Annotated in this window: 18 protein-coding genes and 1 pseudogene; 11 read left to right on the plus strand and 8 right to left on the minus strand. The window is 70.7% G+C overall.

What is annotated here, in order from left to right:
• Positions 1–95 precede the first annotated feature (95 nt).
• Together AC07FJ_RS00310 and AC07FJ_RS00315 are read left to right on the plus strand one after the other, a co-directional pair.
• Complete coding sequence (locus AC07FJ_RS00310; protein ID WP_479043682.1) at positions 96–1,310, plus strand: DUF418 domain-containing protein; 1,215 nt, start codon at positions 96–98, stop codon at positions 1,308–1,310.
• A gap of 80 nt (positions 1,311–1,390) precedes the next feature.
• Complete coding sequence (locus AC07FJ_RS00315; RefSeq protein WP_479043683.1) at positions 1,391–2,158, plus strand: phosphatase; 768 nt, start codon at positions 1,391–1,393, stop codon at positions 2,156–2,158.
• Between the two features lie 13 nt (positions 2,159–2,171).
• Here the strand turns inward: AC07FJ_RS00315 and AC07FJ_RS00320 are convergent, their stop codons facing one another.
• The 5 genes from AC07FJ_RS00320 to AC07FJ_RS00340 form a co-directional block, all read right to left on the minus strand.
• On the minus strand, positions 2,172–2,594 hold the full coding sequence (locus AC07FJ_RS00320) for a PIN domain-containing protein (protein WP_479043685.1): 423 nt from the start codon (positions 2,592–2,594) through the stop codon (positions 2,172–2,174).
• Positions 2,591–2,800 (minus strand): type II toxin-antitoxin system VapB family antitoxin, encoded by a 210-nt coding sequence (locus AC07FJ_RS00325; protein WP_479043688.1) that lies wholly within the window; start codon positions 2,798–2,800, stop codon positions 2,591–2,593. Before AC07FJ_RS00325 ends, AC07FJ_RS00320 begins: the two co-directional genes overlap by 4 nt.
• A gap of 72 nt (positions 2,801–2,872) precedes the next feature.
• Complete coding sequence (gene tesB / locus AC07FJ_RS00330; protein ID WP_479043690.1) at positions 2,873–3,736, minus strand: acyl-CoA thioesterase II; 864 nt, start codon at positions 3,734–3,736, stop codon at positions 2,873–2,875.
• Between the two features lie 5 nt (positions 3,737–3,741).
• Positions 3,742–4,899 carry an acyl-CoA dehydrogenase family protein gene (locus AC07FJ_RS00335; protein WP_403551148.1) on the minus strand — a complete coding sequence of 386 codons (1,158 nt, stop codon included), beginning with the start codon at positions 4,897–4,899 and terminating at the stop codon, positions 3,742–3,744.
• Positions 4,900–5,003: 104 nt separating this feature from the next.
• Complete coding sequence (locus tag AC07FJ_RS00340; RefSeq protein WP_479043692.1) at positions 5,004–6,191, minus strand: helix-turn-helix domain-containing protein; 1,188 nt, start codon at positions 6,189–6,191, stop codon at positions 5,004–5,006.
• 167 nt (positions 6,192–6,358) lie between these two features.
• On the opposite strand from AC07FJ_RS00340, the gene AC07FJ_RS00345 reads away from it, so the two are divergent.
• The 5 genes from AC07FJ_RS00345 to AC07FJ_RS00365 all read left to right on the plus strand — a co-directional run bounded on the left by AC07FJ_RS00345 (position 6,359) and on the right by AC07FJ_RS00365 (position 12,894).
• Complete coding sequence (locus AC07FJ_RS00345) at positions 6,359–6,964, plus strand: hypothetical protein (RefSeq protein ID WP_479043695.1); 606 nt, start codon at positions 6,359–6,361, stop codon at positions 6,962–6,964.
• A 108-nt stretch (positions 6,965–7,072) separates the two neighbouring features.
• The gene (locus AC07FJ_RS00350) at positions 7,073–8,332 is read left to right on the plus strand and encodes an AAA family ATPase (RefSeq protein ID WP_479043698.1); all 1,260 of its coding nucleotides are present in this window, start codon (positions 7,073–7,075) and stop codon (positions 8,330–8,332) included.
• Entirely contained in the window at positions 8,332–8,991 is a 660-nt protein-coding gene (locus tag AC07FJ_RS00355; protein ID WP_479043700.1) for an RloB family protein, read from the plus strand. Before AC07FJ_RS00350 ends, AC07FJ_RS00355 begins: the two co-directional genes overlap by 1 nt.
• Positions 8,992–9,083: 92 nt before the next feature.
• On the plus strand, positions 9,084–11,681 hold the full coding sequence (locus AC07FJ_RS00360) for a type I restriction-modification system subunit M (RefSeq protein WP_479043702.1): 2,598 nt from the start codon (positions 9,084–9,086) through the stop codon (positions 11,679–11,681).
• A gap of 331 nt (positions 11,682–12,012) precedes the next feature.
• Positions 12,013–12,894 carry a restriction endonuclease subunit S gene (locus AC07FJ_RS00365; RefSeq protein ID WP_479043704.1) on the plus strand — a complete coding sequence of 294 codons (882 nt, stop codon included), beginning with the start codon at positions 12,013–12,015 and terminating at the stop codon, positions 12,892–12,894.
• Positions 12,895–12,955: 61 nt separating this feature from the next.
• Here AC07FJ_RS00365 and AC07FJ_RS00370 read toward each other — a convergent pair whose 3' ends face one another.
• Positions 12,956–13,114, minus strand: a complete 159-nt coding sequence (locus AC07FJ_RS00370; protein WP_479043706.1) for a DUF397 domain-containing protein — start codon at positions 13,112–13,114, stop codon at positions 12,956–12,958.
• Positions 13,115–13,260: 146 nt separating this feature from the next.
• Positions 13,261–13,377 (minus strand): annotated as a pseudogene (locus AC07FJ_RS00375) (Scr1 family TA system antitoxin-like transcriptional regulator); the annotation flags it as partial.
• 178 nt (positions 13,378–13,555) lie between these two features.
• Here AC07FJ_RS00375 and AC07FJ_RS00380 point away from each other — a divergent pair.
• The 3 genes from AC07FJ_RS00380 (at position 13,556) to AC07FJ_RS00390 (ending at position 18,313) form a co-directional block, all read left to right on the plus strand.
• Positions 13,556–13,870 (plus strand): hypothetical protein, encoded by a 315-nt coding sequence (locus tag AC07FJ_RS00380; RefSeq protein ID WP_479043709.1) that lies wholly within the window; start codon positions 13,556–13,558, stop codon positions 13,868–13,870.
• A gap of 100 nt (positions 13,871–13,970) precedes the next feature.
• The gene (locus AC07FJ_RS00385; RefSeq protein ID WP_479043710.1) at positions 13,971–17,522 is read left to right on the plus strand and encodes a type I restriction endonuclease subunit R; all 3,552 of its coding nucleotides are present in this window, start codon (positions 13,971–13,973) and stop codon (positions 17,520–17,522) included.
• Positions 17,523–17,527: 5 nt separating this feature from the next.
• On the plus strand, positions 17,528–18,313 hold the full coding sequence (locus AC07FJ_RS00390; RefSeq protein ID WP_479043713.1) for a M48 family metallopeptidase: 786 nt from the start codon (positions 17,528–17,530) through the stop codon (positions 18,311–18,313).
• A 70-nt stretch (positions 18,314–18,383) separates the two neighbouring features.
• Here the strand turns inward: AC07FJ_RS00390 and AC07FJ_RS00395 are convergent, their stop codons facing one another.
• Entirely contained in the window at positions 18,384–19,793 is a 1,410-nt protein-coding gene (locus AC07FJ_RS00395) for a PucR family transcriptional regulator ligand-binding domain-containing protein (protein WP_479043715.1), read from the minus strand.
• Positions 19,794–19,939: 146 nt separating this feature from the next.
• Between AC07FJ_RS00395 and speB the strand changes: the two genes are divergently transcribed.
• Complete coding sequence (speB, locus tag AC07FJ_RS00400) at positions 19,940–20,911, plus strand: agmatinase (RefSeq protein WP_479043718.1); 972 nt, start codon at positions 19,940–19,942, stop codon at positions 20,909–20,911.
• The last annotated feature ends 156 nt before the right edge of the window (positions 20,912–21,067 follow it).

The raw sequence follows: 21,067 nt of genomic DNA on the forward strand, positions 1-21,067 counted from the left end.
GGAGAGGCCGGTCCTGCCCAGGTGTGATGCCGCCGCGGCCCCCCGACTGACATGCTCGTCGCCGGGGTTGACCGAACGGACGACGGGGGCATGGCGTGACGGGGGAACAGGCGGGCACCGCCACCCAGCCGGTGGCGGGACAGGGGGACACCGGACGGCGCGTGCCGGAGGTCGACGCGCTGCGCGGCTTCGCGCTCGGCGGCATCGTCCTGGTGAACGTCCTGGTGCTGTCGGGGACCTACGGCCGCACGGCGGTCGACCCGGCCGTCGCCGGCGCCGACCTCGTGGCGCACTGGCTGGTCATCGCCTTCTTCGAAACCAAGTTCTACCTGCTGTTCTCCTTCCTCTTCGGGTACAGCTTCACCCTGCAGATGGAGTCGGCGCGGCGGGCGGGCGCGGCCTTCGTCCCCCGCATGCTGCGCCGGCTGACCGGCCTGCTGCTGCTCGGCGCCGCGCACATGGCGCTGCTGTACAGCGGCGACATCCTCACCATGTACGCCGTGCTGGGGCTGATCCTGCTCGCCGCGCGCAACGCGCCCCCCGAGCGCCTGTGGCGGGCCGCGCGCTGGTTCTACGCCGTGCCCGTGGTCCTGCTGGTCCTCGTCGGCGCGCTGGCCGCGGCCGCGTACACCCCCGACCCGTCCGCCACGGCCGACGCCACCCGGGAAGCCGCCCGGATCGCCGAGGAGATGCGCGGCGGCGCCGCCGACGTCATCGGCGCCCACCTCGCCACCTGGCCCGAGGCCATGGGCGCGCTGCTGCTCATGGGCGGTTCGATCGTGGCCGCCTTCCTGGTCGGCTGCGGGGCGGGCAAGCGACGCCTGCTCACGGGCGGCGTCGTCGACCCGGCCCGGCTGCGGCGCACCCGCGCCATCGGCCTCGCCGTGGGCCTGCCGGGCGGTCTCCTCATGGCCGCGGGCACCGTGACACCCCTCCCGGAGCGCTGGGAGGTCGTCTGCTTCGCCCTGGGCATGGCCGCCGCCCCGATGCTCACCGCCGCCTACGTGAGCGCGCTGATGCTCTGGTTCACCACGCCGCGCGGCGCCCGCGTGGCCGCGTGGCTCGCGCCCGCCGGCCGGATGGCGCTCACCAACTACCTGTCCCAGTCGCTGGTCTTGGCGCTGGTCTTCACCGGGTACGGCCTCGGCCTGTACGGCCGTACGGGCGCGGCGGTCGCGTGCGCCGTGGCCCTCGCCGTGTACGCGGCCCAGCTGTTCCTCAGCGCCCGGCTGATGCGGCGTTACTCCCACGGCCCCGTGGAGTGGGTGCTGCGCACGGTGACGCTGGGCAGGCCGCCACGCCGCTCCTGAACGCGGCCACCGCCGCCGCGCGCCGTCCACCCGACGGAATGGCGCCGCCACCGCGGGCGGCGGGCGGCAGAATGGGGGGCATGCCGATACCCAGCCGCGCCGCCCTCGTCGAGCACCTCGTCCGCACCCGGATCGCCGGAGACGTCGCCACACCCCGCGACAACAACCTCTCCCACTACCGCAAGCTCGCGAACGGCGACCGCCACTACTGGCTCGGGCTGGAGCTCGGCGACCGGTGGACGGACGAGCAGGACGTGCTCGCCGTCATGGCCGAGCGGTGCGGCGTGAACGACGACCCGGCGCACCGGGCCGGTCAGGACACCATCGATCCCGAGCTCACCGTCGACGGGCTGGAGCGCGCGGCGGCGCGGCTGCGGAAGGCCGCCGCCGGGAGGCAGCGCGTGCTGTTCGCGACCGGGCACCCCGGGGCGCTGCTCGACGTGCACAGCAGGACCGCCGCCGCGCTGCGCGCCGCCGGGTGCGACGTCGTGCGGATCCCCGGCGGGCTCACGGCCGACGAGGGGTACGTCGTGCAGTTCGCGGACGTCGCCGTCTTCGAGCGCGGCGCGAGCCTGTGGCACACGCACTCGCCGGAGCCGATGAACGCCATCCTGGACCGGCTCGACGTGCAGCCGGACCTGGTCGTGGCCGACCACGGGTGGGCGGGACGGGCCGGGCAGCGCGGCATCGACTCCATCGGGTACGCCGACTGCAACGACCCCGCCCTCTTCATCGGCGAGGCCGAGGGCACCATGCAGGTCACGATCCCGCTCGACGACCACGTACTGGACCCGCGCTTCTACGAGCCGATGACGGAGTACCTGCTGGGCGCGGCGGGGCTGCTCTGAGGGTGCCCCGCTGTCACAGGGTGCCCGGGGGAGCCACCCACAGCGTGGGCTGACCGGTCGCGCGTGCCACGGTCTCGAAGTCCGCGTCGTAGTGCAGGACCGTCAGCCCGGACAGCTCGGCCGTGGCCGCGATCAGCAGGTCGACCGGGCCGGCGCTGCGGTGCTCGCCGCGCTTCGTGAGCGTGCGCTGCACGGCGCCGGCCCGGCGGTAGACGCCGTCGGGGACCGGCGTCCAGTTGAAGAGTTCGGTGAGCAGTTCCTGCTTCTCCAAGCGGTCGGCGAGAGAACGCGCGGAGAAGAGCATCTCCAGCTCGGTGATCTCGCACATGCCGATGACCCCCTCGGCGAGGTGATCGCTCCAGCGCTCGCGTACACCCTTGTCCGTGAGGATCCGTGCCGCGGCGGAGGTGTCGATGAGATGAGTGACCGGGCTCATCCGCGGTAGTTCTCCTTGGTCAGGAGTACGTCGAAGTCACCGCGCTCGCCCATGGCCGCGAGCTCCTCGAGGGCCTTGAGGCGCCGACGGCGTTTCGCCACCTCCAGCAGCGCGGCGTTGACCGTGTCCTTCTTCGTGGTCGTGCCCAGTATCGACGCGGCCTCGGCCAGGGCGTCGTCGTCCACCTCGACGTAGAGATTCGACACGGCATATCCTCCCTATGGCGTTGGCATATGAAGCATATGCCCGCCCGGGTCGAAGCGCACCGCGTCGACGCCTCACCCCCGCGGCACCCGCACCACGCCCTCCTGGATGACCGAGATCGCGAGGCGGCCGTCCCGGGTCCAGATGCGGGCCTGGCCCAGACCCCGGCCGCCCGAGGAGGACGGGGACTCCTGGTCGTACAGGAGCCAGTCGTCGGCGCGGAAGGGGCGGTGGAACCACATCGCGTGGTCCAGGGACGCGCCGACCACGTCGCCGACCGCCCAGCCGCCGCGGCCGTGGGCGAGCAGGACCGAGTCGAGCAGCGTCATGTCGGAGACGTACGTCGCCAGGCAGACGTGGAGCAGCGGGTCGTCGGCGAGCTTGCCGTTGGTGCGGAACCAGACCTGCGACCGGGGCTCGCGCGGCTCGCCGACGCTGCCCCAGGGCGGGGTGTCGGCGTACCGCAGGTCGACCGCCGCGCGGGCCTCGATGAGGCGTTCGGCGACCGGGGCCGGGAGGTGGCGCGGCAGGATCTCGGCGGCCGTGGGGAGGGTCTCGGGGTCCGGCGCGGGCGGCATGGCCGCCTGGTGGTTGAGGCCCTCCTCGTACGTCTGGAACGACGCCGAGAGGTGGAAGATCGGCTGGCCGTGCTGGACGGCGACGACCCGCCGCGTGGTGAAGGAGCGGCCGTCGCGGATGCGGTCCACGGTGTAGACGATCGGCGCGCCCGGGTCACCGGGGCGCAGGAAGTACGCGTGGAGCGAGTGGGCGAGCCGGTCCTCCGGGACGGTCCGGCCGGCCGCGACCAGCGCCTGCGCGGCGACCTGGCCGCCGAACACGCGCGGGACGAGGGCCGACCGGGACTCGCCGCGGAAGATGTCCTGCTCGATCCGCTCCAGGTCGAGCAGATCGAGCAGGGCGTCGAGCGGTTCCGTCACCTGGCTTACAGGCCCATCGACTTGGCGATGATGGTCTTCATGATCTCGCTGGTGCCGCCGTAGATGCGGTTGACGCGGTTGTCCGCGTACAGGCGGGCGATCGGGTACTCGTTCATGTAGCCGTAGCCGCCGTGCAGCTGGAGGCAGCGGTCGATGACGCGGTGGGCGACCTCGGTGCAGAACAGCTTGGCGCTCGCGGCCTCGGCCGGGGTGAGCTCGCCGGCGTCCAGGGCCTCCAGGGCGCGGTCGGCGACCGCCTGGGCGGCGTCCACCTCGGCCTGGCAGGCGGCCAGCTCGAACTTGGTGTTCTGGAAGGACGCGACCGGCTTGCCGAAGACCGTGCGGTCGGTGACGTACTGCTGGGCGAACCGGATGGCGGCGGCGGCCTGCGCGTACGCGCCGAAGGCGATGCCCCAGCGCTCGGAGGCCAGGTTGTGCCCGAGGTAGTAGAAGCCCTTGCCCTCCTCGCCGAGGAGGTCCTCGACCGGGACCTTGACGTCGACGAAGGCCAGCTCGGCGGTGTCGGAGGTCTTCAGGCCCAGCTTGTCCAGCTTGCGGCCGACCGAGTAGCCCTCGGACTTGGTGTCCACCGCGAAGAGCGAGATGCCGAAGCGGCGGTCCTCGGCGGTGGGGGCGGCGGTGCGGGCGCAGACGATGACGCGGTCCGCGTGGACACCGCCGGTGATGAAGGTCTTGGCACCGTTGAGGACGTAGTGCGTGCCGTCCTCGGAGAGCTTGGCGGTGGTCTTCATGCCCGCGACGTCGGAGCCGGTGCCCGGCTCGGTCATCGCCAGCGCCCACATCTCCTCGCCGGTGACGAACTTCGGCAGGAAGCGCTTCTTCTGCTCGTCCGTGGCGAGCATCTTGAGGTAGGGCAGGGCCAGCAGGACGTGCACGCCCGAGCCGCCGAACTGCACGCCCGCGCGCGCCGTCTCCTCGTACAGGACGGCCTCGAACTTGTGGGTGTCCAGACCCGCGCCGCCGAACTCCTCGGGCACGTTGATGCCGAAGACGCCCAGCTCGCCGAGCTTGTAGTAGAAGTCGCGGGGCGCCTGGCCGGCCGCGAACCACTCGTCGTAGACGGGGACGACCTCGGCCTCGATGAAGGCGCGGATGGTCTCCCGGAACGCCTCGTGGTCCTCGTTGAATACGGTACGGCGCACGAGCCGCCTCCTTCGGTTCCTGTCCTGGTCCGGCCGGTCGCTCCCACGCTCCGGCATGTGCCTAAGCGCTTGCTCAGCCTATGTCAGACGAAGTTACTCATCGGTCACCCGGTCTGTCCAGACTCCGCGTCTGTGATCCAGCGCCCTTCGGTGGAGTCGTACCCGTACGCCGGCCTCCCCGCGGTCCCGCTCGTGCGGAACGGCTTCCCGCCGTCCGTGATCCGCACCGTCCCCGAACGGCCCCCGGCGCTCCACTCCAGCTCCAGGTACCAGCGGCAGTCGCAGCCCGCCGTCCGGGCGGAGACGAGCAGCTCCTCGGGGTCGGAGGAGGTGACCTTGTACGGGAAGGAGACGGCCGGGATCGTCCGGACCTCGGCGCCGGAGGCGTCGACGCCGTCGACGGGCCTCGCGAGCGGGCGCGGCCGGTCGAGGTCCACGGCGAAGTGGCGGGGAGTGACGGCGCCGCCGCAGCCGTTGTCCATCCGGTACGCGGTCCACGGCAGTGGTGCGGCCCGGTCGACCACGCGCACGTGCAGGGCGTGGAGGACGACGGCGTCGGACGGGGACCGGCCCTGGAGCGTGATCCGCACCAGCGCCTCCCCGCCGTGCACGGCACCGTGCGTCCCGGCCCACGCCCCGGAGTCGGCCGCGACCGGCGGCGGGGCGACCGCGCCGGGGGCCCGGTCCACGAGGTAGGTGTGACCGCAGCCGCCCTGCCAGAGCTCGGAACCGATGGTCCAGGTGAAGGGGAGGGGGGCGGCGGGCCGCCCCGGAGGGGTGGAAGCGGGAGCGGGGGCGGGGGCGGAAGCCGTACGGGTGGGGCGGCCGAGCAGGGCGGCGGCGAGGGCGAGCACGACGAGGGCGACGGCGACGGCGACGAGGAGGGGAGCGGGGACGGCACGACGGGGGCGGGCGCGTGGCGCCTCCGGCGCGGTCGGGGCCGGCGCGGACGGTTCCGGGTTCGGTTCCGGCGCGGCCGGTTCCGGCGCGGCCGACATGGCCGGCACAGGCACAGGCGAGGGCACGGGCGAGGCCGTTCGGCGGCGGGCGCGGTCCGCCTCCGTCCAGGCCGCCTCCAGGGCCCGCCGTTCCTCCTCGTCCGCCCCGCACAGCAGGGCGAGGCGGTCGACCACGGCGAACCCCTCCGGGACGGTCGCGCCCGAGCAGTAGCGGTGGAGTGTGGACGCGCTGACGCTCAGGCGCCGGCCCAGCGCCTCGTAACTCCTCCCGTCCCGCGCCTTCAGCGTGCGGACGAGCCCCGCGAACTCCTCGACGGCGGCGTCCTTCGGCATTCCATCCCCCTCGACCCTGCGTCCCACCCTTTACATCCCTGCACGTCAGTGGGGGTGGAATGGTTCCGGGACGGATGGTGGGCGTGTGATCGTTGCAGGCGGCGGGCGCCGGCCCCACGCTGGTTGAGCACTGACCGAGCGAACGACCCGACGGGGGAACCACCACCGTGAACAAGCTCCGTACCGCATTCGCCGCCGCCGCCGCTGCCGCCCTGGGCCTCGCGGCCCTCGCCACGGCCCCGGCGCAGGCCGCCGCCCAGCCCGCCTTCCTCGCCGCCTCCGAGATGCCGAAGTCGTCGACGCCGTGGACCGCCTCCAAGGTCTTCGCCGGCGTCCCGGAGAACGGTGGCACCCTCTGCGCCCCGTACAAGATCCCGGCGCAGAACAGCCGCTACCGCGATTTCAGCAACGAGCTCGACGCCTACGGCGTCCAGATCACCAACGTCGCCCGCACCGAGGCCGACGCCGTGAAGCTGGTCGACACCCTCCGCACGGCCCTCGCCGGCTGCGGGCCCCTGCTGGAGCGGCAGAACCCGGGCCTGAAGGCCGTCAGCGCCTCCCACGGCAAGCTCGCCGTCGAGGAGGGCGCCTGGGTCTACAGCCTGGACACCGCCGACCCGCAGATCGGCAACAGCGACATCCACCTGTTCGCCGTCGGCCGCGACGGCCGCACCGTGACCCTCGTCCGCTGGGGCCAGATGGGCGACCTCAAGGACGCCCCGCTGACCGCCTTCCGCACCACGACGAAGACCGCCGTCAACAAGCTCCACTGATCCGGGGGCTCTCCCAAGGGCTCACCACAGCTCCGCAGCGGCGCGTCCGGAACCTGGGCGCGCCGCTGTCGTGCCCACCTACTACGCTGGCGGCGGAGAGGGGCCGGCATGCTGCTGAGATTCCGCACGGCCAATGTGCGGTCACTGCGCGACGAGCAGGAGCTGTCGTTCGTCGTACCCGAGGACGATCCGAGCGCCGCCGCGCGGCGCGTTGAGCTCGCGGGGGGCTCAGTGGGCGTGCTCCCCCTGGTGGGCATCTTCGGCGCCAACGCCTCGGGCAAGTCGAATGTTCTTGCTGCGATGACGGACATGAGCAGCGCGGTGCAGAACTCCTACGCGCACTGGGCCTCGTACGACGGCACGGACCGCGTCCCCTTCGCACTGGACGCCAAGGGGTCTGCGGAGTCGAGTTTCTACGAGGTGGATCTCGTCCTCGACGGGATCCGCTGGACGTACGGCTTCGAGCTGGGCTCCGAGCGGGTCGAGGCCGAGTGGCTGCACAGCTACCCCCGCGGTCACCGGCAGGTGTGGCTGGACCGTGACGCCTCGCGCCCCAAGGTCTACGACTGGCCGGGTGCCCGGGTGAAGGACCGCGCCGGTCTGGAACGGCGTACACGTCCGAATGCCCTGGTGCTCTCCACGGCGGGCACGGACAACCACCCGCAACTCACCCCCTTGTTCCACTGGTTCCGTCGGAACCTCTGGCTGATCGACCCCGAGCTGGAGCGCCAGGAACGGGAGACGTTCACGACGCGCCAGCTGTCAGGCACCCGGGCAAGCCGTATCAACGAACTGCTGCGGGTCGCGGACCTCGGTATCACCGGCGCGGAGACGATCGAGGGAGGCAAGGGACGCCCGGAGGTCCGGCTCACCCACCGGTCCGCGGCCGGAGACGTCCCCCTCGACTGGCGGCACGAGTCCTACGGCACCCGCTCATGGTTCGCCCTGCTCGGCCCGCTGCTGCTGGCCCTGGACGAAGGGGCGGTACTGCTCGTCGACGAACTTGACGCCAGCCTGCACCCGCGTTTCGCGGCCGAGGTCGTCAGGCTCTTCCACGACCACCAAGCCAATCCCAAGGGCGCGCAGCTCGTCTTCACCTCCCACGACCCGTCCGTGCTCACCACGCCGAGCGGCGGTCGGCTCCTTGAGCCCGCGCAGGTGTGGCTCACCGAGAAGGACGAGGACGGGGCGACCCAGCTGTATCCGCTGACCGCCGCCTCGCCGGGAGAGGAAGAGGACCTGATGAAGTCCTACCTGGCCGGGGCTTTCGGAGCCGTTCCCGCCTTGTTGGAGGGGCAGATCGCGCGGCGACTGATGGCGGCGAATGAGCGGGAACGCGCGTACGGGGCGGAGCGGAGCGGCAGCTGATGGCGTACGCGAAGGGAAAGGACTCGCTGGGCCCCGCGAGCAAGGGACAGCGACGGAACAAGATCGTTCATGTCTTCACCGAGGGCCGGGTGACTGAGCCCGAGTACATCCGGATCGTGCGTGAACGGGCTCGCGTGACGGGCATCGAGGTCCGGATCGCCAACGCGACCGCGCCCGGGTCGCAGCGCAAGCCCATAATCCTGGTCGAGGCGGCGGCGCGGCTGATGCGTGAGGAGACGCGGACCGCGAAGAAGGCGAAGATCGCCAAGAAGTTCTGGCCCGAGGTCTGGTGCCTTTTTGACAGGGATCAGCACGAGCAGATTCCGGACGCCTTCAAGCTGGCGAAAGAGGCGGGCGTGCGGATCGCCTTCTCGCACCCCTGCTTCGAGCTCTGGCGGCTGCTCCACCACAAGCCGGTCCAAAGCACCTTCGGCGGTGTCTGCCGGGAAGCGGTGAAACTTCTCCCCTTCGCGAACGACGCCGAGAACATCAAGAGCGTGCTGCCCGAGCAGATCCCGAAGGGCAGTTTCGCCCTCGCGAAGAAGCGAGCCCAGGAGATTAACGCCCAGCACCCCGCGCACAAGGCCAAGGACCTGCGGGACCCGTACACGGATGTGTACGAGTTCGTCGAGGAGGGCCTGGGCATCACCGCGTACTGACGGAGGGTGACAGTCCGGGTCCGGGTTATCACCCCGGCCCCGAATCACCGTAGGGTTCCCTGGTCGTATCGGCTCGTAGGGAAGACGGTGACGTGGCCAAGCTCACGCTCGCGCAGTTGGAGCGGCATCTCTTCGCCGCCGCGGACATCCTCCGCGGCACGATGGACGCCTCCGAGTACAAGGACTACATCTTCGGCTTGCTGTTCCTGAAGCGGGCCAACGACGAGTTCGAGGCGGCGCGCGAGCGGATCAGGGAGAGCGCGCCACGGGGCCTGACCGGGGAACATTTGGAAGGCTGGCTGGAGAAGCCGACCCCCTACAACACCAGTGGAGTCCTCTTCGTTCCGGAGAAGGCTCGCTGGGCCAGGATCTCGTCAGCCACCCACAACATCAACGAGGAATACCTGCGGCCCGCGCTCCAGGCCCTCGAAGGACAGAACGCCAAGCTCAAGGGCCTCTTCGACCAGCTCGACTTCAACCGCATCGGCGGCTCGGGCGCCACGGCCGGCGCGGCCAAGCTCGCCGACCAGCGGCTGAAGCTGCTGATCGCCCACTTCGGGCGGGTCCGCCTGAGGACGGACGACTTCGAGTTCCCGGACCTGATCGGTGCCGCGTACGAGTACCTGATCAAGGAGTTCGCCGACACGGCCGGCCGGAAGGGCGGCGAGTTCTACACCCCGCGCGCCGTGGTCCGGATGATGGTCGAGCTGCTCGACCCCAAGGACGGCACGCGCATCTACGACCCCTGCGTCGGCTCGGGCGGCATGCTCATCCACGCCAAGGAGTACGTGGAGGAGCACGGCGGCGACGCCACGAACATGTTCTTCGCGGGCCAGGACGCCAACAGCGGCTCCTGGATCATGTCCACGATGAACATGGTGCTGCACGGCGTCAGCACCCGCTTCGACCTGCGGACCGGCGACACCTTGTCGGAGCCGGCGCACGTCCCGAAGTCGGACGACGACCGTTACGACGGCGTGCTGAGCAATCCGCCGTTCTCCATGGACTACTCGTACGAGAGCTTCCCGCACAAGGCGGAGCGGGCGAAGTACGGCGCGACGAGCGAGCGCGGCAAGGCCGACCTGATGTTCCTCCAGCACATGCTCTGGATGACCAAGCAGCAGGGACGCGGAGGCATGGTCATCACGGTCATGCCGCACGGCGTGCTCTTCCGGGGCGGCGGCGAACGGGACATCCGCGCCGAGCTGATCGAGAAGGACGCGATCGAGGCGGTCATCGGCCTCGCCCCGAACCTCTTCTACGGCACGGGCATCCCCGCCTGCATCCTGGTCCTCCGCCCTCCGGGCAAGAAGGACCGCGACCGTGAGGGCAAGATCCTCTTCATCAACGCGGACCGCGAGTACCACGCGGAGCGGGCGCAGAACGTACTTCTCCCCGAGCACGCGGAGAAGATCGTCACCACGTTTCGCGCGCAGGAGGACGTACCCGGCTTCGCCCGGTGGGTCGACCGCGAGGAACTGCGGGAGAACGACTACAACCTCAACATCCGCCGGTACGTCGACAACACGCCCCCGCCGGAGCCACAAGACGTGCGGGCTCACCTCACGGGCGGGATGCCTCGCGCCGAGGTCGCGGCGAAGCAGGACCTGCTCGACGCGTACGGGATCCGGCTGGAGGACCTGTTCGCGGAGCGGGACCCGGTGGACCCGGCGTACGTCGACTTCCTCCCGGAGGGCGAGCGCCCGGACACGGCCCGGCTGGCGGAGCTGGCGCGCCCCCGTGAGGAGGCGTTGCGGACGGCCTTCACCAAGTGGTGGGACGAGGAGGCCCGCCACCTGGAGGCCGTCGCCGCCACCGACGAGCGCCTGGCCGACCTGACGGCCTCGGAGCGCAAGGCGGCCCTGATGGCCGTACGGGGCTCGCTGATCGAGTCGTTCGTGAAGCGGCTCGGCGGGATCGGCCTCCTCGACCGGTACGCGCTCGCGGGCGCGGTGGCCGGCTGGTGGTACGAGGCCAAGTACGACCTGCTGGCCCTGTCGGAGAACGGCTTCGCCGGAGTCCTCGACGGCTGGGTCGAGAACGTCGAGACGATGCTCGCCCCCGAACAGGACCCGAAGACGCGGAAGCTGCGCAAGCGCACGGCGGCGGAGCGGCGCCAGGCGTACGACCACAAGGTGGTCGCGGCGATCGTCCCCGAGTTCCTGACGGAGCTGGCGGACGCGGACGCCCGCAAGGCGGAGCTGGACGCGCGCTGGAAGGAACTCAACGCGGAGCCGGAGGCTTCGGAGGACGGCGAGACCGAGGGTGACGAGGACGCTGTCACACGGGAGCGGGCCGAGCTGAGCGTGGAGCAGCTCGCGGAGCTGGCGCACGTGAAGAAGGAGCGGACGAAGGCCGCGGCCCGCATCAAGAAGCTTGAGGCGGAGTTCTGGTTCACCCCGTGGCCAGACCCCGACAAGCTGGCGGAGGACCCGCCGAGGCTGACCGCGGCGCGGCAGCGGTTGGCGGAGGACCCGGAGGGGGAGCGCCGGGTGGTCCTTGAGCTGCTGCGCGACGACCTGGCGGGGAAGCTGGAGGGGCATGTGGTGCGGCGTCGGCGGGAGTTCAGCGATTCATACTTGGCTTGGGTGGAAAAGTACGCTGTCTCGTTTCGAGAGATTCAGGCCCTGCGTGAGAAGGCTACCGAGCGGTTCGGTGGATTCCTGAAGGAGCTGGGCTATGAGGACTAGTGGCTGGGTTGCGACACGCCTGTCGAAGGTCCTGGATGAGGTGTTTGCGGGCGCTTGGGGGGAGAGTCCTTCGGACTCTGTGAATCCGAATGTACATGTGCTCCGGGCGACGAATATCGATAATGAAGGCCGTATTGACTACAGTAAGCCTGCCCCAAGGGTGTTTTCTGCGCAAGAGCTGGCTCGAAAGGAGCTGATCGCTGGCGATCTCATCGTCGAGGCATCGGGTGGAGGCCCCGGGACCCCTGTGGGAAGGGTGGCCCTCCATAAGGGGGGGACTGATGGGCGCGTGTATGCCTGCTCAAACTTCTTCCGCGCTATGCGGCCGAACTTGGATGTCGTAGACCCCGATTTTCTGACGCAGGTCCTCGTCAAGGTTTACCGATCGCCTGAGATCTGGCGTTACCAGCAGCAGACCACAGGTCTAGTAAACCTTAAATTCAGGGACTATCTGGAACAGCCTCTATTTCTTCCTCCGCTTAACGAGCAGCGGCGAATCGTCGAGGTGATCGATGCGATGTCGGCGCAGGAGCACGCCGTTCAAGCTTCGATCGCGAAGCTTCTCAAGCTTCGCGAAGGGGTCCTGCAGAACTTCATGGAACGCCTCGCGCGGGCAGATATCCCCATGGAATCGATCCCTGTGTGCGAGGTCGGAAGTATTCGAATGGGGAAGCAACTTTCACCCGAGAGTCGCGCAGCAGGGGGCCAGTTCCCATACCTGCGTGTGGCGAATGTCCTCGCCGGAGTAATCGACTACTCGGACGTGAAGTCCATGGGGTTCTCGTCCAGGGAACGCTTCACCTACGGGCTGCGTCCTGGCGACATCCTCTTGAACGAGGGGCAAAGCCTGGAGCTGGTCGGACGTAGCGCCATCTACAAGAGGGCAGCGGGTGAGTTCTGCTTTCAGAACACCCTGATCAGGTTTCGTGCGGGGGAGGGGCTGCATCCTGAGTATGCGCAGGTCGTTTTCGAATACTGGCTTCAAACCGGCGTATTTGCCAGCATCGCGAAGAAGACCACGAGTATCGCCCACCTTGGTGGAGATCGCTTCGGAGCGCTTGCTTTCCCGCTCGTCTCGCCTGAGGAGCAGGCCAGGCTCGTCTCCGTCGTCGGTGCCTGTGATGCACAGGTGGAGAGCGAGAGACGGGAGCTGGCGCGCCTGCGACTCATCAAGCAAGGACTCGCGGACGACCTGCTGAACGGAAATGCCTGAGTCAGGCCAAGGTGTCCGTGATGCTGGGGACAAAGGATGACCAGCTGGCACCATGGGAAGATCAACGCGGGTCCATGCGGGGTCTTCGAATCGCGGACGGCACGCCGGATGGGTAGCCGTCCCGGACCTCGACGCAGCTGCCTCCCTCGGGACCGCTATATGACGACTTGCGCCAGCCGCCGCGCAGGGCGGAGCTGCCGGGGATGGTGTAGTCAGCCACGATTTTCGTAGTCCTTTGCCGTTGCTCTCGGGAAAGCGAGCGATTCCTGTAGCGAAAGCGCGTCGCTCAGTGCGGATCGTAGGCACCTTATGGAGTCGGGTGACCAGCGCGGGTGAGTCGTGGACCGTGCCATCGCTGTTTCCTTCCGAGTAGGCGAGGGGCGGCTGGTCCTCGAACTCCAACAGGCTCAGCGTGCCCTGGATCAGCCGGTAGGCGCCGACGCCGAACGGCAGCACGTGGACACGGATGCGCCCCGCCTCCACGAGGCGAACCAAGTGCGTGATCTGCTCCGCCAACAGCCCCTCGTCAGGCCCTACCTCCTCGCCCGCGAGCGCCTCAGGCCAAGGCCCGGCGTCAACGATGCCGCCGCCGTTCCCTCCGGCTCGCCGTGCACGGCATCGACACCGGCCCCCGCGTCATCCATGGAAGGGAGGTCGCGGCTTGATCCGGCACACCACGCAGGCCGCCCGGCTGCTCCCCCGGACTGGTGACGAGGGGAAGCCCTGTTATCTCCTCGGTGACGGCGAGGGCTACGTCTCCCGCGTGGCCGACAACATCGAGAGCGTGCAGCTCGGCATGGCCGCCGATCTCCTCGGTCATGTCGAGGACCTGCTGAGTGACCGTTCGGCGACGCCCGAGCAACTCCGCTACGTCGTCGCCCGTCTGTCGGAGTCCCTGCGGGAGGTGCATCGTGTCGCACGGAGCCGGGGTGCCCGCCTGGTCGGAGACACCGTTCGCGCCGATCACCCCGAATAGTCGGAGCCGTCCGGCGGCCTGAACTCTCGCCCGTCCTCCGTCCATCGCGCAGAATGGATCACCTGCACGGTGTGGTGGGCGGGCGAGAGGGCGTGGGGGCATGGCGGCGATGCAGTTCGAGCGGGACGAGGTGGAGCGGCCGACCGTCGCGCAGCTGCAGGCGATGGGCTGGACGCACATCCCCGGCAAGGACGTCGGCACGCTCGACGTTGAAGCGCCCTTCCTCGATCACCAGCTCACCAAGGCGCTGCGCCGCATCAACGTCCGGGCCGACGACAGCCAGCCGTGGATGGACCTGACAGATATCAGGCGGTCGATCTCCGAACTTGCCTCGGTCTCCCTCGGTCAGGGTGTCGACGCGGCCAACCTCGAGGCCACCGATCTCCTCCTCAGCGGACTGACGCTCTTCAACCCGTCCGCCGCGCACGGCGGTCCGTCCGCCACCGTCCAGTATGTCGAGTGGCACGAGGAGCGCGCCGACCGCAACGAGTTCACCGTCGTCGACCAGCTCCGCGTACGGAACCGGTCCGGTGACGTGTCGGTCCTCGACATCGTCCTCTTCGTGAACGGCATTCCGCTGGTCGCCGTCGAGTGCAAGAGCTCTGAGCTCGCCGACCCGATCCGCAGCGCGGTCCTCGATCTGCGGCACTACGCCGGATCGCCACTCCCCGATGACGAGCGGGGCCCCGCCGGGCTGCTGCCCGCCGGAGTCCCGGAACTCTTCCGTACGGTGCAGCTGCTCGTGGCCGCGACGGCGGAGACCGCCTATCTCGGCACGATCACCTCCACCCCGGAGCACTTCCACCCGTGGCGGAGCGTCGAGCCGGAGGACCCGGCGGCGCTCATCGCCGACCTCCCCGACGGAGTCGGCAAGCTCAACGAGCGCCACAAGCTGGTGGGCGTCGTCCTGCGCCCGGCGGCACTGCTCAGGATCGTCCGGCACTACGTCATCCCGATGACCGTACCGACCGAGGCGGGCGGCGCCCGGATGGTCAAGGCCGTCGCCCGGCACCAGCAGTACCGGGCCGCCGAGAAGGCGGTCCACAAGCTGCTCACTGGCAAGGCACGCGGCGGACCCGTCCTCGAAGACGAGCGAGGGGGTGTCATCTGGCACACCCAGGGCTCCGGCAAGAGCCTCACCATGACGTTCCTCGTCCGCCGGATGCATCTGCACCACCGGCTCAGCGAGTTCATGGTGGTCGTCGTCACCGACCGGACGCAGTTGCAGGAACAGCTCGCCGGCACCCTGCGGCTGAGCGAGTCCGAGGTGGAGACCGCCAAGAACGCGGCCCAGATGGAGGGGCTGCTGCGGGACGGCGGTCGGCGGGTCGTGTTCGCGATGATCCAGAAGTACGGGGCCGGCGGCTTCACCTTCGCTGCCGAGGCCGAGGAGGACGGCGACGACCGGGACTTCGCCGCCGAGTACGACGAGGCGGAGAAGTCCCGGCGAGAGCGGCGCGCGGCGAAACTGCCGCCGGTGCCGAACTTCCCCGAGTGCAACACCTCGCCCGACATTCTCGTCCTCGTCGACGAGGCGCACCGGTCGCACACGAAGCTGCTGCACGCCGCCCTGCGCAAGGCGATCCCCAACGCGGCGAAGATCGGTTTCACCGGCACCCCCATCATGACCGGTAAGGCCGAGGACACGCGCCGGATCTTCAGCGGCGGCCCCGACCGGGGGTTTCTGGACGAGTACCGCATGGCGGACGCCGAGCATGACGGCGTGGTCGTCCGTATCCGCTACGAGGGCCGCACGGGTGAGGGGACGGTCCTCGACCAGGAGGGCCTGGACCGGCGCTTCGAGGACCTCATCAAGGACCGCAGTGAGGAGGAGCGGCGTGAGCTGCTCCACCGGTGGCCCACGGAGAGGGACGTCGCCGAGTCGACGCCGATGATCCGTGCCAAGGCCGAGGACATGCTGGAGCACTGGGTGACCACGGTGCTACCGGGCGGCGGCTTCAAGGCGCAGGTCGCGGCGGTCAGCCGGAAGGCGGCCGTCGAGTACCACCACGCGCTGCGGGCGGCGCGGGACGCCCTGCTGGTCGAGCTGGCCGAGTTCCGTCCGGAGTCGGTCGCCGGGACGCCGATCGAGCAGATGGACCGGCGGACCCGGTACCTCTTCCAGGCGTATCCGTTCCGGTCGCTGCTGCGGCGGATCGACTTCGTGCCGGTCGTCTCGCCCGGCAAGGAGCGCAAGCGGCGCGAGTGGCTGCACTGGACGGACCCGGTGCGGCAGGCCGCGTACATCGAGCGGTTCCACAAGGCGTTCCCCGTACTGCCGCCAGAGCCCGACTGGGTCGTCACCACGCCCTTCCACGCCCCGGCGAACGAGCCCCAAGCCCCGACGGAGACCGGCGGCAACCCGTGGTCCCAGGACGACGCGGACCAGGCCGGGAAGCCGAACACCGAACCCGACCCCGTACACCCCGAGAGCCCCATCGCCTTCCTGATCGTCAAGTCCATGCTCCTCACGGGCTTCGACGCCCCGCGTGAGCAGGCGCTCTACCTTGACCGGCCGATCCGGGACGCCGAGCTGCTGCAGGCCGTGGCCCGGGTGAACCGGCCCATGCCGGGCAAGGAGATCGGGTACGTCGTCGACTACTACGGGGTCTTCGAGCACCTGACCAGCGCGCTCGCCGACTACAAGAAGGCCGACGTCGACGACACGATGCGCAGCATGTCCGTGGAGATCGAAGCTCTGGAACCGGCGGCGGAGGAGGTGCGCCGGTACCTCCGGGACCACGCCGGTGTCATCGACGCCGACCTCGTCGACTTCGCCGCCGTGCGGTCCGCCGCCCTGGCCTTCGACGACGAGACCGTCCGCCAGGACTTCGATCAGGTCCTGCACGAGTTCCTCGCCACACTGGAGCGGGTCCTTCCGCACGAGCGCGGCCTGGACTACGTGGGCGAGGCCCGCCGCTGGGGGCTGCTCCAGAAGCGGATTCGTACTCTCCACCGCGATGCGGCGGGGGGCGCCTTCACCATGCGCATGTACGGACGCAAGGTGCGCTCGCTGATCGCCGAGCACCTGGAAGGCCCGGAGATCGACCAGGTGATCGCCCCCGTGTCCCTGGCGTCGCCGTTGTTCGACGAGAAGGTGCGAGCCATGCCCGCGCGCGAGGCGGCGGCCGAGATGGGGCATGCCCTGCGCTTCCACCTGGAGGAGCGGGTGAAGCGGGAGGACCCGGAGAAGTACGCCAGGCTCTCGCAGCGGCTGGAGGAGATCCTGCGCGAGATGCCCGGCCGGTTCGAGGACCAGATCCAGGAGTTCGGACCGCTCTTCGAACAGGTGCGCCGGGAGACCGAGGAAGATCCGAGGCTGGCGGGACTCACCCGGCTGGAGCAGGTGGTGTACCGCCTTCTGGACAGGGACGCGGTGGAGAACCCGGACATCGACACGAGCGGGGCGGACCTGCGGGCCGTGGCCGAAGCGGTGTGCGAGACGGCGGCCCGAGTCATGGGCAAGAAGTCCTACCAGGGCCAGGACCAGGACATCACTCTTCTCGCCGGTGAAATCGAGACCGCGCTTCTCCACCACGGGATGCTGCCGGGCGACGCGGGATGGGATCCGCTCAGCGCGCTCGCCCAGGGACTCGCGGCGTACGCCAATGACAACCAGGACTCGTTCCGGGCGAGGCTGAGGGGAGAATAGGCGGAGTGACCGCCTCCACCATCGACCCCGCCTCACCGGCCGCCCTCGCCGAGGGCGACCGGCTCGCCGTTGACGGTCTGGTGCTGGCCGTACGCGTCAGCCCCCGGCGGAAACGGTTCGCGCTCACCGTGGAGCTGGACGCCGAGGTCACACTGCACGCGCCGCAAGGGCGTCCCGCGGCCGACGCGGCGGACTTCGTCCGGGCACACCGGTCCTGGGTAGCGGACAAGGTGGCACTCCGCGAACGGACCCGCCCCCTGACCCCACCGAAGCGTCTCGTGGAAGGTGAGGTCTTCCGCTACCTGGGACGTACGTACCGGCTCACCATCGACGAGGAGTGCGCCGTGGAGGCCCCGGTGCGGCTGATCGCAGGGCGGCTCGCTCTCAGTGCGGCGCAGGCCGCCGACCCTGCGCTGGGGCGGACAGCGCTCGCCTCCTGGTACTGCCGAGCCGGGCGGCGGTGGGCCGGGGGGCGCCTTCAGCCGTGGGCAGCCCGGATGGGAGTGCCCGAGCCCGCCCTGGTCGTGTCCGATCTCGGTGGACGCTGGGGCAGCTACCGGCCCGGACCCGGCGATCGGGAGAAGGGGCGGATGAACCTTGGTTGGCCGCTGTTCCAGCTCCCCATGCACTTGGTGGACTACGTCGTCGCCCATGAGCTCGCCCACGTCAGGATCCACGGCCACGGCCCGGACTTCTGGGCGCTGCTCGGCCGGGCCCTCCCCGAGTACGAGGAGCGCAAGGCGGAACTCGACGAGCTGGGACGGCGCATGTGGATGGGGGACATCGCCTAAGGCCGCGGGGCGCTCTTGACGCCCCTGCGGCCAGCGCCCTGCTGTCCAGGGCCGTTCATGTCACAACGGCTCACAGCCACCGCAGCGCGAACCAGAGCTCCATCCGCACCTCCGCGTCGTCCAGGTCCGCCTCCAGCAGCGCCGCGCACCGCGCGATCCGCTGCCGCACGGTGTTGCGGTGCACCCCGAGCGCCGTGGCCGTACGGTCCCAGCTGCCGTGCAGCGACAGCCAGGTGCGCAGGGTCTCGGCCAGGGACTCCGTCAGCGGGTGCAGCAGGTCGCGGGCGTACGCCGCCGCCTCCTCGGGCGCCATCAGCCCGGCCAGGCCCGCCTCCCGGTGGTGCCGCGCCAGCGGTACGTGCCCGGCCTCGGCGCGGCGCAGGGCGCGGGCGGCCTGGAGGTCAGCGTCGCCGAGCGCGTCGGGGGCGGCCGGGGCGCTGACCCCGAGCGTCCAGCCCGGGTGCGGCGACGGCTCCCGGCCGGCGGGCAGCAGGGCCCGTACGGCGCCCGGCTCCCCGAGGTCCAGCAGCGGCGTGCCCAGCGGCGGCGGCGGGCCCTCGCCGCGCGCGTGCACCACGGTCCAGGGGGCCTCGCCGAGCAGCGGGGCCACCTCGGCGGGCGCGGCGCCCAGCAGCAGGCGCACCAGGGCGGTCGAGCGCGCGGCCTCGTCGGCGCCCTGGTGCGGAGCGGTCAGCAGCGACAGCAGCACCACCGCCACGCCCGCGATCGTGTGGTCGCCCGGTTCGCGGCGCGCGGTGGCGAGCGCCAGCGTCAGGCGCAGGTCGCCGCCGAGGGCGTACGCGGACAGGTGGGCCCCGCCCGAGGTGTCGGTCGCCGACGCCGGCGCCCGCGGGCCGGCCCGCACCACACCGACCAGGCGCACCAGCGCCTCCCGGGCCCCCGGCTCCACGGGCCGCCCGGCCGCCGCGTATTCCGTGCCGTCCGGCGCGTACAGGGCGGCGCGGCCCGACAGGCGGGACGCCAGCGCGTGCAGCACCGCCGGTACCGGGTCCGGCCGCGCCGCCGCGGTCGCGAGCGACTGCTGCGCCTCCGTCACGCGCCGCAGCTCGTGGTGGCGCGCCTGCGCCATGAGCCGCCACACCGCGCGCCCCACCGCCGCGAACGGCGTCCTCGGCGGCACCTCCAGCAGCGGCAGCCCGTGCCGGGCGCAGGCCACGACCAGGGCCTCCGGCACCGTGTCGTAGACCGGCGTCACACCGAAGCCCAGCGCCGCCGCGCCCGCCGCGACCACGCGCGCGACGTACCGCTCGGGGTCCGTCAGCTGCACGCCCGCCGTCAGCAGCAGCTCGCCGCCGAGCAGATACGGGTACGGATCGGCCATCTCCGAGGGGTGCACCCAGTGCAGCTCCGCATCCGGCGACCCGGCGATCAGCCGCAGGCCCAGGTCCTCGCGGGCGAGGAGCGCCGAGAGGGGGATGACCGGCCCGGGCGGGGCCGGCGCCGGTGTCGCCTCGGGCATGGACACTTCCTCCATCGAGAAGTGGGGTAGTGGAGGAAACGTACACTTCTGTCGGGCTTCCCAGCCACCTACTGTCGGGTCCAGGAGTACGAAATCCGCACCTCCGAACCTCCGCAGTCCGAACCGAAGGCAGAAGGCGACCGATCATGACCAGCAGCACCCCCGAGACGCCGCGCGGCCCCATCGACTCGTCCCGCGTCCCGCGGTACGCCGGACCCGCGACGTTCGCGCGGCTGCCGCGGCTCGACGAGGTCGGCACCGCCGACGTCGCCGTCATCGGCGTGCCCTTCGACTCCGGCGTGTCGTACCGCCCCGGCGCCCGCTTCGGCGGCAACGCCATCCGCGAGGCCTCGCGCCTGCTGCGCCCGTACAACCCGGCCCAGGACGCCTCGCCCTTCGCGCTCGCGCAGGTCGCGGACGGCGGCGACATCGCCGTGAACCCCTTCAACATCAACGAGGCCGTCGAGACGGTCGAGGCCGCCGCCGACGACCTGCTCTCCACCGGCGCCCGCCTGATGACGCTGGGCGGCGACCACACCATCGCGCTGCCCCTGCTGCGCTCGGTCGCCAAGAAGCACGGCCCCGTCGCCCTGCTCCACTTCGACGCCCACCTCGACACGTGGGACACCTACTTCGGCGCCGAGTACACGCACGGCACGCCGTTCCGCCGGGCCGTCGAGGAGGGCATCCTCGACACCGAGGCGCTCTCCCACGTGGGCACCCGCGGCCCGCTGTACGGCAAGCAGGACCTGACCGACGACGAGAAGATGGGCTTCGGCATCGTCACCTCCGCCGACGTCTACCGCCGCGGCGCCGACGAGATCGCCGACCAGCTGCGCCAGCGCATCGGCGACCGCCCGCTGTACATCTCCATCGACATCGACTGCCTCGACCCGGCCCACGCCCCCGGCACCGGCACCCCCGAGGCGGGCGGTATGACCTCCCGCGAGCTGCTGGAGATCCTGCGTGGCCTGTCCTCCTGCAACCTCGTCTCGGCCGACGTCGTCGAGGTCGCCCCGGCGTACGACCACGCCGAGATCACCTCCGTCGCCGCCTCCCACACGGCGTACGAGCTGACGACGATCATGTCCCGCCAGATCGCCGCGGCCCGCGCCTGACCCTCCCCCGGGCGTCCCGGTACCGTTCCCCCGGGCCCCGGTGACCCGCGGGGCCTCCACCGGGACCCCGGGGACCTCTGCCGTCGCCCGGGAAACCAGAGGCGAGTGAGGCGAAGGGGCGCGGCGGTGTCGAAAGGGATGGGGGTCCCCCCGCCG

Source organism: Streptomyces sp. NPDC045998 (assembly GCF_056430285.1).